The sequence below is a fragment of the Pseudoalteromonas sp. MER144-MNA-CIBAN-0113 genome, from assembly GCF_040308965.1.
Lineage (GTDB): Bacteria > Pseudomonadota > Gammaproteobacteria > Enterobacterales > Alteromonadaceae > Pseudoalteromonas > Pseudoalteromonas tetraodonis.
The window spans coordinates 1-15,689 of record NZ_JBEOOG010000026.1 but is presented as its reverse complement, the minus strand read 5'-3'; the positions used below and the strand labels follow the sequence as shown (position 1 = coordinate 15,689).

Sequence of the window (15,689 nt, the reverse complement as noted above, 5' to 3'; positions counted from 1 at the left end):
AAAAGGCATATAGCGGTTAAACACCGTTGTTTTAAAAGTTTTTATAAACACCAAAATGAAAATAAAACCGCTAGCAATTCAAAATAATCAAATTAAGCCCTGCATTATACCCAAGTCGGTTGAAGATGCTAGGGCGTGTTTACCTTTCGGGGTTGAATTTACAGCGCACCGTTTTGTTATTTGTTACACTACAAGCACTTTATAACAAGGCTTTTGTTTGTATGCTTTATATTGGATGCCCGCAGTGGTCGAGCAACGCATGGAAAGGAAATTTATTTTCACGCCAGTGTAAAAATGCCGATATGCTTAGCGAATATGCGCAGTATTTTAATTCGGTAGAGGGTAATACTAGCTTTTACGCCGACCCCTCGCCTGACACTGTATTACGCTGGGCTGCGAGTGTACCTGATGAGTTTAAATTTACCTTTAAGTTTCATCGGCGCTTTAGTCACGAACTCCAACTTACTAACGTGCAACATGAGCTAACTAATTGGCTTAATTTATTCGGCCCTCTATTTGAAAAAACAGGGCAAATAATGCTGCAATTACCTAAAGCGTTTGCGCCACAACATTTAGCTAAGCTTGCCGCTTTTATAGATTTACTTCCTAAAGAGCTAAACTATGGGGTTGAGGTACGCCACCCTGATTTTTTTAAAAAAGGTGAGGCCGAAATCGCACTTAATCAGCTTTTAATGGCACACAATATAAATCGAATTGCTATGGATACTCGGGCGCTCTTTGCGGTAAAGCCAACCACCGAAGCGCTAATAGACGCCCAACAAAAAAAGCCCCACTTACCAGTGCACGCTATTGCTACGGGCTCGCAGCCTATGGCGCGCTTCGTTATTGCTGATTTAGAAAACGATTATAAGACCTTTTATCAGCCTTGGCTTAGCAAAGTAACCCAGTGGCTCGATGAGGGCAAAAGCCCCTATGTGTTTTTTCATACCGCTGATAACCGCGAAGCACCCTTACTGGCTCGCCAGTTTTGCCAAGATTTGGGGTATAATCACAACGTACTCAATCCATTTAGTGGCGAAAAAGAAGCCCACCAGCAAGCACTTTTTTAAAAATAAATTCAAAATACAGAGACAATAATGAGTGAATACGCACGTTACTTTACCGGCTACCCTGCCAATATCGTTGAGCAAGTATTAGGACTAATAAAAGCAGGAAAGGTAAGTGAGTATTTACTTAAAAAGTACCCGCAGGCGCATCGTATTACCAGTGATAAGTTACTGTATAGCTACGCCACTGAGCTTAAAAAGCAATATTTAAAAAACGCCCCGCCATTTGGCCGCGCTGCGTTTAAAAAACAAGGTGATATGGTTACCAATGCGCTCGGTACCCACACGTACCGTATGCAAGGTAAAACCCGCAAGCATGATTTAGCAATAAACAGCGATTTACTGCGCGGCCCCGAGCCATTATTAAAAGCATTAGTGGTGCACGAACTCGCGCATTTTAAAGAAAAAGACCATAACAAAGGCTTTTATAAATTATGCTGCCATATGGAGCCGCAGTACCATCAGCTAGAGCTGGATTTACGGATTTTTTGTGTAGCTATTGCGATGGGTGAGAATCCTTATGATTGAGCGGTCAGCAGTCAGCAGTCAGCGGTCAGCGGTCAGCGGTCAGCGGTCAGCGGTCAGCGGTCAGCGGTCAGCGGTCAGCGGTCAGCGGTCAGCGGTCAGCCAAAATTCAATGACACACGAGTTCATAATGAAAGCCCTCGTTAATAAAAAACGCGATACTAAATCGCGTTTTTTTATAATTTACTGATAGCTACAAACTGACAGCTCAAAAGCTCGTTGGGTTTCGTTTTACTCAACCCAACCTACTTAAAACGTTAAAGCCCTAATTCGGCCATAAAGTCGTCGTCGCTATCATCTTGCTTTGGCTGTTTTGCTTTTTCTTTATCCGCTTTTTGCTTGGCTTCGTTTGCGATAATGTCGTCTGGGTCTACAGCTTCTACAATGTCAAAATCGTGAAGTTTAATAAACTCTGTTTTATCCATCGCTAATTCTAAATAGAAGATATTTTGATTGCGAGTCGTAAACGTTACACGGCGAGCTTGCGGGCGATCCATAGTGGTATCAACCGATATTTGCACTTGTTTATTAATAGCCATCATTTTTGGCTGATTTTGGGTAATAGAGGTATGAAGTTGTTCACGCACTTTCGACGTGAAGTCGCCCACTATTTGGTTCATCAACTCACCCATCACGTTTGAAACGTCATCAGATAAGTGACTATGCGCGATTTCGTCTTCTGGCATGCCCATATTACGCATGTAATCGCCATAAATTTCCATCGCCGCTTGCGCCGTAAAGTTGGTAACAACTAAGCCGGTAAAGCCCCCGTCAAATAAAACAAAACAACCTATGTCTGGTCGCATACAAGTACGCGTTATTTTTTGTACCATGGCTGAATAGCTGATCTCGTTGCCGCTGGCTGATGAAAGTACACCCGTTACTGAGTGGCATAATGTTGCTAATATATCGTCGGTACTAATAACCTTACTTTTGCTCATTTAATAATCTCTTTTATACTTATTCTTCATAATTCTAGTCAAGCTACTGAATTTATCACTGACTATCCAGCATAAAATGTTAAAATAGCACTATTATTTTCAAAGAGACTGCCTTCGTGAGTATAAAAGACAGTATTTATGCCTCTGAGCAACAAGTAAAAGACTTTAGTTTTGATCAAAACGTGGTTGAAGTATTTCCCGACATGATCCAACGCTCGGTACCCGGTTATGCCACTATTGTAAGTACTATGGGAAAATTAGCGGGTGAGTATGCTCAGCCTAATTCTAACCTGTACGACTTGGGCTGCTCATTAGGGGCAGTAACCTTAAGTATGCGTCGTAATATTAAAACCGATAGCTGCCAAATTATCGCCGTAGATAACTCACAAGCCATGGTTGAACGTTGTAAGGTCCATTTACAAGGATTTAGATCAGACGTTCCTGTAACGGTTACCTTAGGTGATATTAACGAGCTTGATATACAAAACGCGTCGGTAGTGGCAATGAACTTTACCCTGCAATTTATACCACCTGCGCAGCGCAAAGCGGTACTTGAAAAAATATACGCTAATTTAAAGCCCGGTGGCGTTTTGTTATTAAGTGAAAAAATTAAAGCCGAAAACGAGCAGTGCGATAACTTACTGATTGACTTGCACCACGACTTTAAACGCCATAATGGCTACTCTGAGCTTGAAATAAGCCAAAAGCGTACTGCCATTGAAAACGTAATGCGCCCCGATACACTTAGTACACATACACAACGTTTAAGCGACATTGGTTTTAGCCAAACGCAAGTGTGGTATCAATGTTTTAATTTTTGCTCAATGGTAGCAATTAAATAATTTAGAGAGTGACACATGTCTGCATGGTTTAACCAATTTTACGCTGCGATTGCACAAAGCCCACTTAGCCACTGGCTAGAAACCTTGCCTGCGCAATTAAAGCATTGGCAACAAGAGGCAAGCCATGGCGATTTGCCACAATGGCAAAAAGTGCTGAAAAACTTACCCGAGGTATCGACAAATCAGGTTGATATTGTCAGCAAAGTAGCTATCGGCGCGCCTGGCGAAATGACTGAAGGCGAGCAAAAACAAACTACGCATTTATTAAAACGGATGATGCCTTGGCGTAAAGGCCCGTTTAACGTTCACGGTATTGAAATAAATACCGAGTGGCGCAGTGACTGGAAATGGGATCGACTCCTGCCGCATATTGAGCCATTAAAAGGCCGTACTGTATTAGATATTGGTTGTGGCTCGGGGTATCACCTATGGCGTATGCGCGGTGAAGGTGCTCAATTTGTGGTGGGTATTGATCCATCTGACTTATTTTTGTGCCAGTTTCAGGCAATTAAACACTTTAACCCAGATGAAAACGTGCATTTGTTACCATTAGGTGTAGAAGCCCTGCCAGAGCTCAAAGCGTTTGATACAGTATTTTCAATGGGGGTGCTTTATCATCGTCGTTCCCCTATCGACTTTTTAGCGCAATTAAAAGCACAGCTTCGCCCAGGCGGAGAACTCGTGCTTGAAACATTAGTTATTGAAGGCGATGAAAACACCGTATTAGTACCGACCGACCGCTACGCGAAAATGCGTAATGTATGGTTTCTTCCAAGCACTGCGGCATTAAAATTGTGGATGGAACGTGTTGGCTTTAAAGATGTGCAGATTAAAGATTGTGCTATTACAACGCTCGACGAGCAGCGTAAAACTGACTGGATGGAAAACGAATCTTTAGTTGACTTTTTAGACCCCGCTGACACCAGTAAAACCATTGAAGGCTACCCTGCACCACTTAGAGCGATACTTACAGCTAAAGCCTAATTTGTAGTATTAATTTTTATTTCCATATTAAAAAGCGCCATTGGGCGCTTTTTTTGTTTACTAATACAGCAACTAGAGGACAAGTGTCCTTGTCTTTAAAATCAAATCCAGATTTCAACTAGCCGCGCCCTTGCAATTGTTGTAAAATACGCGCGTTTCTAAGTAAGCATCAAAACAACTATTTTGAGGAAAACCTGTGAGCGAACAAAAACAGTCTCTAAGCTATAAAGACGCGGGCGTAGATATCGACGCTGGTAATGCACTTGTTGAGCGTATTAAAGGCGTAGTTAAAAAAACTCGTCGTCCTGAAGTGATGGGCGGAATTGGTGGTTTTGGCGCACTTTGCGAAATTCCTGAAGGTTATAAGCAACCCGTACTTGTAGCAGGCACTGACGGTGTTGGCACTAAGTTACGCTTAGCAATTGACCTTAAAAAGCACGATACTGTAGGTATCGACTTAGTTGCGATGTGTGTAAATGATTTAATAGTACAAGGCGCTGAACCGCTGTTTTTTCTAGATTACTATGCAACGGGTAAACTAGATGTAGACACAGCAGCCGACGTAGTAACCGGTATTGGTAAAGGTTGTGAAATTTCAGGTTGTGCCCTAATTGGTGGCGAAACAGCTGAAATGCCAGGTATGTATGATGGTGAAGACTACGACATGGCAGGCTTTTGTACCGGTGTGGTAGAAAAATCAAAAATTATTGATGGCACTAAAGTAGCTGCAGACGATCAACTTATTGCCCTTGCTTCTAGCGGTCCTCACTCAAATGGTTTCTCTTTAATTCGCAAAGTTTTAGAAGTCTCTAACGCTGATACTAATCAAGTGATTGATGGCAAAACCTTAGGTGAGCACCTTTTAGAACCAACACGTATTTACGTTAAACCATTACTTGAGTTGTTCAAGCAAGTAGACGTGCATGCCCTTTCGCATATTACTGGTGGCGGTTTTTGGGAAAATATCCCACGCGTATTACCTGAATCGGCTAAAGCGGTTGTTAAAGGTGATAGCTGGCAGTGGCCAAGTGTGTTTAGCTGGTTGCAAGAAAACGGCAACATTACAACACACGAAATGTACCGCACATTTAACTGTGGTGTAGGCATGGTGTTAGTTGTACCTGCGGATGAGCTTGAAAATAGCTTAAATATCTTAAAAGATCTTGGCGAGAACGCATGGCACCTTGGTGAAATCCAAGATGCCGTTGCTGGCGAAGAGCAAGTTGAAATTGTAGGTGGTGCTGCGTAATGGCACCCACTCGTCTAGTAGTTTTGATCTCAGGCAGTGGCTCAAATTTACAAGCCATTATTGATGCCTGTGAAAGCGGCGAGATAAACGCCCATATAGCGGCTGTTATTAGTAACAAAGCAGACGCTTATGGGTTAGAGCGTGCAAAAAATGCAGGTATTGCCACACACGTGCTGAGTCATAAAGAGTTTGACTCACGCGAAGCGTACGATGCCCAGTTAATGCATATAATTGACTCTTTTGAACCAAATCTAGTTGTATTAGCTGGGTTTATGCGTATTCTAACTCCTAACTTAGTGCAAAAATATGTTGGAAAAATGTTAAACATTCATCCATCTTTGTTGCCTAAGTACCAGGGGCTGAATACCCACCAAAGAGCAATTGATGCAAAAGACGACGTTCACGGCGTTAGTGTTCACTTTGTAACTGAAGAATTAGACGGCGGACCGGTTATTCTTCAAGCTAAAGTGCCTGTATTAGCAGATGATACAGCAGACACGCTCGCTAAACGTGTACATGCGCAAGAGCACATAATTTATCCTTTGGTGGTCAAGTGGTTCAGTGAACAACGACTTACGATGGAAGCAGATTATGCAGTTCTTGACGAAAAACAACTTCCTGCACACGGCGCGCACTACCCAAAATAAAAAATTAAGTGCTTGGCTACTATGTGCGGGCACTTTATTACTTCCTACCAGCCTGATTGCAGGCGAGTTAACCCAGTACCAAGCTAGTTATGACATTTTGCGCAAAGGCACTAATCACGGCAAAGCCGAGCGTGAACTAAAAAAACTCGATAATAATAACTACCAAGTCACTTACCACAGTGATATTGAATGGATGATTTTCTCTGACTCACGTCAAGAGTCATCAACTTTTAGCTTTGCTAACGATAAAGTAGAGCCTATTCAGTACTCTATGATCCGCACGGGGACTGGGCCTGACAAAAAGTATGAAATTAACTTTGATCGTCAAACACAAACTGTCACCAGTAACACCAGCGACTACCCGTTAAAATGCCAATGGCATGATAACTTCCAAGATGGTATTTCTTATCAAGTGCAAGTTCGAGAAGGACTTAAAAAAGGAAAAACTAGTTTCTCGTTTCCGTTAGTTGATAAAAAAGGTAATTGTCGTGACTACGACTTTGAAGTGGTAGAAACCGAAATGATTTCCTTACCGATTGGTAACGTAGAAGCCATTAAAGTAAAACGTTTATACGACAATGACAAACGCCAAGCCTTAGCATGGTTTGCCCCAGAAATGGATTATATGCTCGTGCGCATGTGGAAAGGTGAAAAAGGTGTGGAACAGTTTGAAGTGCAGATGAAATCGTTTACCGTGATCAATCCACCGGCTTTACCTGCACAAGTTAAGAACGAAATAACCCCCTAATAAATTACTTACAAGATGCAATACGAAAAGCCCAAGTGTGATAACCATAACTTGGGCTTTTCATTTCAATACTTAAATTTGAAACTTTAAGTTGAGTTTCGTTTTACTCTACCAACCTACATTTACATTAATTCACCCATTTTAAATAACGCAAACTCTCCTGGCTGCATTTTTTGCCAGCGTTCATCGTTGGTTAGCGGCCTTGTTGCTATAACCGTTACCACATCGTTTGGTGTGGTTTCTTGTTGAAAGTCGACCACCATGTCGGCATCAATCAAGGTTGCTTTACCAAATGGCGCACGGCGCGTTATATAATGTAAGTTATTAGTGCAATATGCTAAAACAAATACACCATCGGTCAATAACATATTAAATACGCCCTTTTCACGCAGTGTATGCGAAAGCTTGGCGGCGTATCTAAAAACCGATGCCATATTACTTGGACGCTTTGGGTATTTTTCGCGAATTTTGTCAAGTAACCAACAAAAAGCGAGTTCACTGTCGGTGTTTCCCACAGGTCGATAGTACTCTGTTTTTAAATCGTGATAATTTGAAAGCTGCCCATTGTGTGCATAGGTTATTTCGCGCCCCCACAACTCACGAGTAAACGGGTGGGTGTTTTCTAGACACACTCGCCCGCGGTTGCCTTGACGAATATGACTTATCACCGATACGCTTTTAATCGGATAAGCTTTAACTAATTTAGCTATTTCTGACTGGTAACTTGGCTCGGGATCTTTAAAGGTTCTACAACCTTTGCCTTCATAAAAAGTAATGCCCCAGCCATCTTTATGCGGCCCCGTATTGCCACCGCGCTCCAACAGCCCTGAAAAACTAAAACAAATATCCGTTGGTACATTGGCTGACATGCCAAGTAATTCACACATAAAATAAATAAACCTTTAAAAAGCTAAACATAGAATATCGTTCTATTTTTAATAAGCGTACACTGATCACCGTAAGTATATTTACTTAATTAAACTTATATTACTACTAGATTAATTGATTTTTTTAATGCTTATATTTTTTATGATAAGCCAAAATAAACCATTACAGCCAAACTGTTCGTATAACATACGACGCATTGTAATAATCGTTCCGATAACTACACTTTAATCTAAGTAATGTACTTGAAACTTAGCGTTACTAGCGCTACTCTAAACGAGGTGGTCTGACCTCTATTAAGGAATTAGCAATGACACTCATATTTACACTCGGTTTAATCGCACTGCTCAGCATTGCGCTTTACCACAGAGCGAGTTGGAACACAGCACTTGGTGTTTCTGCCGCAACATTATTAATTGGTACCTTTGCTGGTGCTTTTGGTTTAATTAGCTGGGTGATCTTTTTAATCATCGCAGTGCCTCTTTCTGTTACTGGCATTCGTCAGCAATATATTATCAAGCCTATTTTCAAGGTCTTCAAAAAAGTTACACCGAGCATGTCTGACACCGAAAAGTCAGCTATTGATGCCGGTACAACTTGGTGGGAAGCTGATTTATTTTGTGGTAACCCAGATTGGAAAAAGCTTCACCAGTATCCAGTTCCAAAACTTACTATTGAAGAGCAGGCATTTATCGACGGCCCTGTTGAAGTTGTATGTAGTATGCTGGACGATTGGGAAGCTACGCATGAGCTAACTGATTTACCTCAGGATGTATGGCAATATCTAAAAGATAACAAATTCTTTGCCATGATCATTAAAAAGGAATACGGCGGCTTAGAATTCTCTGCATTTGCACAATCGTGTGTACTGCAAAAACTAACCAGTAAATCAACATTGCTTTCGTCAATTGTTGGTGTACCTAACTCGTTAGGCCCGGGTGAGTTATTACAGCACTACGGTACTGAAGATCAAAAAAATCATTACTTACCGCGTTTAGCAAGCGGTCAAGAAATTCCATGTTTTGCTCTTACTTCGCCAGAGGCAGGTTCTGATGCAAGCTCAATTCCAGACTATGGTGTAGTATGTAAAGGGCAATGGAATGGCGAAGAAGTAGTCGGTGTAAGCCTTACATGGAACAAGCGTTACATTACACTTGCACCTGTAGCTACGGTTCTTGGTCTAGCATTTAAATTACAAGATCCAGATGGATTATTAAGTGACGTTAAAGAGCCTGGTATTACCTGTGCACTTATCCCAACAGATACCCCAGGGGTAGAAATTGGTCGTCGTCACTTCCCGCTTAATGTGCCGTTCCAAAATGGCCCTACTCGCGGTAAAGATATTTTTGTACCACTTGATTACATTATTGGTGGCCCAGAAATGGCTGGTCAAGGCTGGCGTATGCTGGTTGAGTGTTTATCGGTTGGTCGTGCAATTACATTGCCGTCAAATTCAGCCGGTGGCATTAAAATGATTGCTGTAGCAACCGGTGCTTACAGCCGTATTCGTCGTCAATTCCGCTTACCAATTGGTAAAATGGAAGGGGTTGAAGAGTCAATGGCGAAGCTTGCCGGTTATGCTTACAGCTCAGACGCTGCAGTAAGTATGTCTACTGGCGCGGTTGATTTAGGCGAAAAACCATCTGTTATTTCGGCCATTATTAAATACCACCTTACCGAGCAAATGCGCGATTCAACCATTCATGCAATGGACGTGCTAGGCGGTAAAGGGATCATGCTTGGGCCAAATAACTATTTGGGTCGTGGCTATCAAGGTGCACCTATTGCCATTACCGTTGAAGGTGCAAACATCTTGACCCGTAATATGATTATTTATGGTCAAGGTGCTATTCGTTGTCATCCATTTGTACTTACCGAGCTAGGTGCGTGTGAAATTGAAGACCGCGAAGAAGCGCTTAACGTATTTGATAAAGCGCTAATGGGCCACATTGGCTTTACCATGTCTAACCTAGTGCGCACTAAGTGGCTTGCACTTACTGGCGCTCGCTTTACTAGCGTGCCGTACAAAGACGAAACGGCAGAGTTTTATCGTATAGCTTCACGCTTTAGTGCATCGCTTGCACTTATGTCTGATATTAGTATGGCAGTATTTGGTGGTTCACTTAAACGTAAAGAACGTATTTCAGCACGCTTAGGTGACTTATTAAGCTACCTTTACTTAGTGTCTGCAACGCTTAAACGTTATAACGACGAAGGCCGTAAAAAAGAAGATTTTGCACTGGTTCAGTGGAGCTGTCAGGATCACCTTTACCACTGTCAACGTGCGCTTGCTGATTTAATCAACAATATGCCATCTGCACCACTTCGTGGCGTATTAAAAGTATTGTTATTCCCGTTTGGTCGCCCGGTTCGTAAACCTACCGACAAACTTGAGCATAAACTAGCGCAATTACTACAAGTGCCTAGCGAAACGCGTAATCGTTTAGCAAGTTATGTATACCTTACAAACGAGCCGCTTAACCTTGTAGGTCGTCAAGAGCAAACGCTTAAAGACGTGCTAGAGGTAGAGCCTTTATTTGAACGCGTATGTAAAGAGAAAGGCGTTAAATTGCCATTCTTCCAACTTGATAAAGTGGCGCAAATGGGCTTAGAAGCCGGCATTTTAAGCCAAGCTGAAGCTGATAAGTTAGCAGCTGTTGAACAAGCTCGCTTAGACGTTATTAACGTTGACGACTTTGACCCTGCAGATTTACTTGCCGGCAAAGCAGCGCGTAATAGCAAAGCTAAATCTAAAAAGGCAGATGCCGCTTAACTAATTTAGTAAAGCTAGCAGCAACCCTGTTGAAATTAGCCAAACCAGCGCATAATGCGCTGGTTTTTTTTGTGCAAGGTAAACCTGTAATACACACCACATATTTCCAATGACAAATAATACAATATGAGTGTAACCAAAAATAACGCTATAACTTATTGTGGCTAATAAAAACAGCAATATGCTAGGTAAAAAATGGCTAATATAAAAGGCGCGTTCTTGCTCGCATGTTTTAAAAAATAATCGATACTGCTCATACACCCTACCGCAATCAAATTGCAATGAACTACTAAAGAGTACAATAAAAGCCATGGCTAATATCACAAGTATAGGTACTAAATCAGCACGTTCGTTTATTAGCGCAGCTGTTGCCATGAATACACATAAAAGTAACGACACGCGCCAAACAAGTGTCCAACAATGGTTTAATAAATAACAAAACCAAAAGCCCAATAATGAACTTACTGCAATACGCCCTTTAACATTAACCACGGGGACAAAAAGGCTCAGCGCAAACAATAAAGTAAAGCCCATATGATAAGTGAGCGGCTGCATATGAATAGGAACACGCACTAATATCACGCTAAACAAAAAGCCATATACCAGTGCGCTGGTTTTGTATAAACACAAAACGCCCAAGCTAAACTGCAGCAACATAAATACAATAAAATGCGGTACTTTAACCCATTGTGATAGCGTTAAATCTAGCGCAATTAATACACTGGCTATAAGCCATGCATTACTGAGCGTTAATAGTTTAATATCGACTAAATATAACCAAACTGATCGTGCAATAGTTTGCTGAAATAACCGCTGCTTACTATTTTTAATTGCTGACTTCATTGCGCTGAGCATCACACTTTGTAGTAACAAATAAAATAAAGCCATTTGTGCACCGTATTGGGGTGCTGCGCTGCTGTCTATAATTTTTCCAAGGCCTAAAAAAAGTAGCAATATCAAACCCAACACTGACGAGCCTAACACCACTAAAAATAACAACCCAAAGCTTTTTAGTTGCAACAATAATTGCGTGAGTTCAGTTTTGTAAGCCTGATAACGATAATCCATAAAGGAGCGATATTGCCCGATTGATTGTTTTAAATTTGCAATCATAACGGTATACACTCAAAGCCACGCTCAATAAATGGCGCTGGTTCATGGCAAGTGATGACTATTTGCCCATTTGGCTTATCTATTAGATATTCATCAAGCAGCACTAATAAATACTGAATACTGGCTTGATCAAGTGCTGCGCTGGGTTCGTCTAGAAGTAAATAAGGTGCATCACGCATAAGCGCTAAAATTAACTGGCATTTCTTTTGATTACCTGACGACAGCGCATCAAAACGAGTATTTAAAAATTCATTGAAATTAAACCCATCTATTATTGTTGTTGGCCAACTACAATCCAGCGTATTCACGGACAAGTTAATAATTTGCTTTGCCGTAAGAAAGTCAGGTAAAGCAATACAGTCTGAGGCTATAGCAACTTGTTTATGCGGTTCGGTTAATGCTTTTTTAGAAAATAAAATCTGCCCACTTTGGCGCGTTTCGAGCTCTGCCAACATCATCAACAACGTTGTTTTACCTTGGCCATTAGGCGCTTCAATGCATATTTTAGGTGCACAAAACTGCACACTATAGCCACTGTACAATACGTTTTCAGCAAACTGTTTATGTAACCCAATGACTTCTATCATAAATACTCCCTGATTTTGAAAGTGAATTATAACTGGTTTTCTATTTTCGTGGGCTACATGGTTTGTAACACTTTATTGCAGTTCGAATAGGCTAATTACTTGCGTTTAAAAAATGTTCGGTTAACACTAAAAGTCTATAATTATAATCCAAGGAATGTATCTATGAAAAAAGCCCTCAAATTTGCTTGTATTACCTGTGCAGTATCAATTGCATTAACAGGTTGCAGTCAATCTAATAATTCAGCCTCTACCCCTGTGGCAACTGAGCAAAAACAACAAGTAAAAACCTATAACGCTAAAACCTTTTTTGATACAACATCTATCATGGGCAGTAGCTTTTCCCCGACTGGCGATAAAGTTCTAGTTAGTAGCGATGAAAGCGGTATTTACAGCTTGTATGAAGTTGACATAAAAACAGGTAGCAAAATGCGCCTAACCAATTTTGAAGATAGCACCTACCCTATTCGCTATTTCCCAAATGATGAGCGTGTACTATTTACCAAGGACTCAGGCGGTAATGAGCGCTACCATGTTTATGTGCGTGAAGTTGATGGTTCAATCAAAGATTTAACTCCAGGGGAAGAAACCCGCGCGAGTTTTGCAGGCTTTACTAAAGATGGCAGTCAGTTTTTTATTACCAGTAATCAACGCGATGCCAAGTTTATGGACTTGTATCGTGTAGATAGCAAAACCTATAAAGTCACGCCCGTTTATCAAAACACACAAGGACTAGATGTGGGCGCAATTAGCCCCGATGGACGCTACATTGCACTGTCTAAAAATAATACCAATAAAGACAGCGATACGTTTATTCTTGATACCTCTAAGAAAACCCTCAAGCCGCAATTAATTTCAAAACACGATACACCAGCACAATATACGCCTGAGACCTTCTCTGTAGACAGCAAATATTTATACTACTCAACAGACGCTAAAGGAGAGTTTTCAGAGGTGTGGCAATATGAGCTCGCCACAGGCAAGCACAGCCCAGCATTAAAAGATGATTGGGACGTTAGCTTTATTTACTTTTCTAAATCTGGGCGTTACCAAGTAAGCGGTGTAAATGCTGATGCCAGCACAAAGGTCACAGTAAAAGACACGCAAACAGCGGATGAAATTGCCATGCCTAAATTACCTGCGGGAAATCTACGTGGTGTGAATTTCTCAAGCGATGAGAAAACCATGGCGTTTTATTTAAATTCAGATACCTCACCAAGCAACTTATTTGTTTGGCAAGTTGGCAGTAATGAAGCCAAGCAACTTACCAACACATTAAGTGAAGATATAGATCAAAACGACTTAGTAGAGAGCACCATTGTGCGCTTTAAAAGTTTTGATGATTTAGAAATACCGGGCGTATTATACAAACCAAAACAAGCCAGCAGCACCAATAAAGTACCTGCACTTATTTGGGTGCATGGCGGCCCAGGTGGGCAAAGCCGAACTGGTTATAGCGCAATGCAGCAACATTTAGTTAATCATGGCTATGCTATTTTTGCCGTCAATAACCGCGGTAGCTCAGGCTATGGTAAAACATTTTTCCATTTAGACGATAAAAAACATGGCACCGATGATCTACAAGATATTGTCTACGGTAAAAAACACTTACAAAGCCTAGATTGGGTCGATGCAGATAAAATCGGCATCATGGGTGGTAGCTACGGCGGCTTTATGACCGCAGCCGCGCTTGCCTTTGAACCGGAAGAGTTCAAAGTAGGTATCAATATTTTTGGTGTGACTAACTGGGTACGCACACTGAACTCAATTCCACCATGGTGGGAAAGCTTTAAAAAGGCGCTATACGATGAAATGGGCGATCCTGCCACCGATGGTGAACGTCACCGTGCTATTTCACCGCTATTTCATGCCGATAACATCACTAAGCCTTTAATGGTTATTCAAGGTGCTAATGATCCACGCGTATTACAAATTGAAAGCGATGAGTTGGTTGCTGCGGTTAAAGCTAATGGTGTGCCTGTAGAGTATGTATTATTTGATGATGAAGGCCACGGTTTTAGCAAAAAAGAAAACCGTATCAGCGCCTCCAACGCCTACCTAAACTTTTTAGATACTTACTTGAAAGAACGCTTTGGCCCACAAGGGTAATTGTAAGCCAATTTATATTAAAGCCTGCTGCGTTTTCATGTACGCAGGCTTTTTATTGCTTGGTTAATCTAGGTTCCAGTAAAGCGAGCGCCAAACCAAATACAGCAGCAAAAACACCTAAAAACTCAAACCAACTATTGCCTGCATGTGGCATAGTCCGCGAAAGCTCATTTGCAGTATAAACACGTTTACCTCCCTCAACCTCTTCAACAAATGATTCACCGACATACTCATCCATTAACTTAAAACTTGGTACCCTTCTGGCCAGCATTTCCCGATTTTTCTCATCTCTTTTTTCTCGATTCGACTCAATAATATAATTGCTCCAATGAGTAAAAACATTCAGAGGTTCACCTGTTTTGATCACACCTTGTGATTTATATTCGTAAAAGCGCTCATTGAACACATAGTTTTTATGTCCTGCATAAAACAATGCACAACCAATAGATATTAAAAACATTGCGAGATAAATAAACTTACGCTGTGTGGCTGAGCTCTTTACTGCTTTACTTTTATACCACAGCTCTACATCGGGTATTTGCATCAGTCTAACTTTATCGTGACTCGATACTAGTGGCTTCATAAACTCATCAATTGAAAGATCTAATGCTATCAATAAAGCTCTAAATATTTCATTGGAGGGAATTGATTTATCGTTTTCAAGTTTTGATATATATACCCAAGCCACCTCAAGGTGCAGAATTCAGCGTTTCACAGGTGCTTAATATCAAGGCGTTACTTTGCAAGAATGGCAATCCCTTTTAAGAAGTAACAACGATGAAAGTAAGTGCCTGTGAAACGCCCTATGGGTTGGTTTAAAAGCGATTTATACTGCGTTATTGATTTTAACAATAGAACCACTATTACTTGCAATCAATGCCTTGCCTAAATCGCTTTTAATTCCAACTGAAACTCGCATCTTGAGGTGGTTTGGGTATAACTTTGCTCTATACCTACTTGCTGGGCAAATTCAGGTTGGCTCAATTTTTTATTATTTCTTAGCTGCTTTAATTGTGGACCTAATGTGCTCATCTTAATGCTTCCTTTTTTAAAGTGAGATTAGATTCTTGGTAATTCATGCAGATATAAGAAGCTGAATATTGAAGAATAGACAAGAATATTAGCAGGTTAGTATATAAGAGTCGAGCTGATAGCTGATAGCTGATAGCTGATAGCTGATAGCTGATAGCTGATAGCTGATAGCTGATAGCTGATAGCTGAT

Annotated in this window: 15 protein-coding genes; 9 read left to right on the top strand and 6 right to left on the bottom strand. The window is 41.1% G+C overall.

The genetic code is table 11. The features are described from left to right. Positions 1 to 221: 221 nt before the first annotated feature. Positions 222 to 1,070 (top strand): DUF72 domain-containing protein, encoded by an 849-nt coding sequence (locus AAEY57_RS08950; RefSeq protein ID WP_024601627.1) that lies wholly within the window; start codon positions 222 to 224, stop codon positions 1,068 to 1,070. A 27-nt stretch (positions 1,071 to 1,097) separates the two neighbouring features. After that, positions 1,098 to 1,595, top strand: a complete 498-nt coding sequence (locus AAEY57_RS08945; RefSeq protein ID WP_024601626.1) for a M48 metallopeptidase family protein — start codon at positions 1,098 to 1,100, stop codon at positions 1,593 to 1,595. 254 nt (positions 1,596 to 1,849) lie between these two features. On the opposite strand, the gene AAEY57_RS08940 is transcribed toward AAEY57_RS08945, so the two are convergent. Next, positions 1,850 to 2,533 carry a DUF3334 family protein gene (locus AAEY57_RS08940; protein ID WP_010391441.1) on the bottom strand — a complete coding sequence of 228 codons (684 nt, stop codon included), beginning with the start codon at positions 2,531 to 2,533 and terminating at the stop codon, positions 1,850 to 1,852. A 116-nt stretch (positions 2,534 to 2,649) separates the two neighbouring features. Here AAEY57_RS08940 and cmoA point away from each other — a divergent pair, with 116 nt between their 5' ends. The 5 genes from cmoA (at position 2,650) to AAEY57_RS08915 (ending at position 7,003) form a co-directional block, all read left to right on the top strand. Continuing rightward, positions 2,650 to 3,375 (top strand): carboxy-S-adenosyl-L-methionine synthase CmoA, encoded by a 726-nt coding sequence (gene cmoA / locus AAEY57_RS08935; protein WP_016899475.1) that lies wholly within the window; start codon positions 2,650 to 2,652, stop codon positions 3,373 to 3,375. 15 nt (positions 3,376 to 3,390) lie between these two features. Further along, positions 3,391 to 4,359 (top strand): tRNA 5-methoxyuridine(34)/uridine 5-oxyacetic acid(34) synthase CmoB, encoded by a 969-nt coding sequence (cmoB, locus tag AAEY57_RS08930; protein ID WP_350607523.1) that lies wholly within the window; start codon positions 3,391 to 3,393, stop codon positions 4,357 to 4,359. Positions 4,360 to 4,555: 196 nt separating this feature from the next. Beyond that, the gene (purM, locus tag AAEY57_RS08925) at positions 4,556 to 5,608 is read left to right on the top strand and encodes a phosphoribosylformylglycinamidine cyclo-ligase (protein WP_350607521.1); all 1,053 of its coding nucleotides are present in this window, start codon (positions 4,556 to 4,558) and stop codon (positions 5,606 to 5,608) included. Next, positions 5,608 to 6,255: a phosphoribosylglycinamide formyltransferase gene (gene purN, locus AAEY57_RS08920; protein WP_016899472.1), complete on the top strand. Its 648-nt coding sequence runs from the start codon at positions 5,608 to 5,610 to the stop codon at positions 6,253 to 6,255. Before purM ends, purN begins: the two co-directional genes overlap by 1 nt. Beyond that, on the top strand, positions 6,209 to 7,003 hold the full coding sequence (locus tag AAEY57_RS08915) for a DUF3108 domain-containing protein (RefSeq protein ID WP_350607558.1): 795 nt from the start codon (positions 6,209 to 6,211) through the stop codon (positions 7,001 to 7,003). Before purN ends, AAEY57_RS08915 begins: the two co-directional genes overlap by 47 nt. Positions 7,004 to 7,125: 122 nt before the next feature. On the opposite strand, the gene AAEY57_RS08910 is transcribed toward AAEY57_RS08915, so the two are convergent. Further along, positions 7,126 to 7,890, bottom strand: a complete 765-nt coding sequence (locus tag AAEY57_RS08910) for a class II glutamine amidotransferase (RefSeq protein WP_350607519.1) — start codon at positions 7,888 to 7,890, stop codon at positions 7,126 to 7,128. Positions 7,891 to 8,198: 308 nt separating this feature from the next. On the opposite strand from AAEY57_RS08910, the gene fadE reads away from it, so the two are divergent. Beyond that, positions 8,199 to 10,661 carry an acyl-CoA dehydrogenase FadE gene (fadE, locus tag AAEY57_RS08905; protein ID WP_076921597.1) on the top strand — a complete coding sequence of 821 codons (2,463 nt, stop codon included), beginning with the start codon at positions 8,199 to 8,201 and terminating at the stop codon, positions 10,659 to 10,661. Here fadE and AAEY57_RS08900 read toward each other — a convergent pair whose 3' ends face one another. After that, positions 10,662 to 11,774, bottom strand: a complete 1,113-nt coding sequence (locus tag AAEY57_RS08900; protein ID WP_069439909.1) for a DUF6136 family protein — start codon at positions 11,772 to 11,774, stop codon at positions 10,662 to 10,664. After that, positions 11,771 to 12,361, bottom strand: a complete 591-nt coding sequence (locus tag AAEY57_RS08895; protein WP_350607516.1) for an ABC transporter ATP-binding protein — start codon at positions 12,359 to 12,361, stop codon at positions 11,771 to 11,773. The genes AAEY57_RS08900 and AAEY57_RS08895 overlap by 4 nt, the downstream gene beginning before the upstream one ends. 162 nt (positions 12,362 to 12,523) lie before the next feature. On the opposite strand from AAEY57_RS08895, the gene AAEY57_RS08890 reads away from it, so the two are divergent. After that, entirely contained in the window at positions 12,524 to 14,467 is a 1,944-nt protein-coding gene (locus AAEY57_RS08890) for a S9 family peptidase (protein WP_350607514.1), read from the top strand. 52 nt (positions 14,468 to 14,519) lie between these two features. On the opposite strand, the gene AAEY57_RS08885 is transcribed toward AAEY57_RS08890, so the two are convergent. Both AAEY57_RS08885 and AAEY57_RS08880 read right to left on the bottom strand, forming a co-directional pair. Then, a complete protein-coding gene (locus AAEY57_RS08885) occupies positions 14,520 to 15,083 on the bottom strand; it encodes a transcriptional regulator (RefSeq protein ID WP_335674757.1) in 564 nt (187 codons plus the stop codon). A 269-nt stretch (positions 15,084 to 15,352) separates the two neighbouring features. Continuing rightward, positions 15,353 to 15,499: a helix-turn-helix transcriptional regulator gene (locus AAEY57_RS08880; RefSeq protein ID WP_350607511.1), complete on the bottom strand. Its 147-nt coding sequence runs from the start codon at positions 15,497 to 15,499 to the stop codon at positions 15,353 to 15,355. Positions 15,500 to 15,689 lie beyond the last annotated feature (190 nt).

What these genes read in the sequence shown, in the direction of transcription:
- AAEY57_RS08950 (WP_024601627.1), top strand. Translation starts at nt 222, where the DNA reads ATGCTTTATATTGGATGCCCGCAGTGGTCGAGCAACGCATGGAAAGGA.
- AAEY57_RS08945 (WP_024601626.1), top strand. Translation starts at nt 1,098, where the DNA reads ATGAGTGAATACGCACGTTACTTTACCGGCTACCCTGCCAATATCGTT.
- AAEY57_RS08940 (WP_010391441.1), bottom strand. Translation starts at nt 2,533, where the DNA reads ATGAGCAAAAGTAAGGTTATTAGTACCGACGATATATTAGCAACATTA.
- cmoB (WP_350607523.1), top strand. Translation starts at nt 3,391, where the DNA reads ATGTCTGCATGGTTTAACCAATTTTACGCTGCGATTGCACAAAGCCCA.
- purN (WP_016899472.1), top strand. Translation starts at nt 5,608, where the DNA reads ATGGCACCCACTCGTCTAGTAGTTTTGATCTCAGGCAGTGGCTCAAAT.
- AAEY57_RS08910 (WP_350607519.1), bottom strand. Translation starts at nt 7,890, where the DNA reads ATGTGTGAATTACTTGGCATGTCAGCCAATGTACCAACGGATATTTGT.
- fadE (WP_076921597.1), top strand. Translation starts at nt 8,199, where the DNA reads ATGACACTCATATTTACACTCGGTTTAATCGCACTGCTCAGCATTGCG.
- AAEY57_RS08900 (WP_069439909.1), bottom strand. Translation starts at nt 11,774, where the DNA reads ATGATTGCAAATTTAAAACAATCAATCGGGCAATATCGCTCCTTTATG.
- AAEY57_RS08895 (WP_350607516.1), bottom strand. Translation starts at nt 12,361, where the DNA reads ATGATAGAAGTCATTGGGTTACATAAACAGTTTGCTGAAAACGTATTG.
- AAEY57_RS08890 (WP_350607514.1), top strand. Translation starts at nt 12,524, where the DNA reads ATGAAAAAAGCCCTCAAATTTGCTTGTATTACCTGTGCAGTATCAATT.
- AAEY57_RS08880 (WP_350607511.1), bottom strand. Translation starts at nt 15,499, where the DNA reads ATGAGCACATTAGGTCCACAATTAAAGCAGCTAAGAAATAATAAAAAA.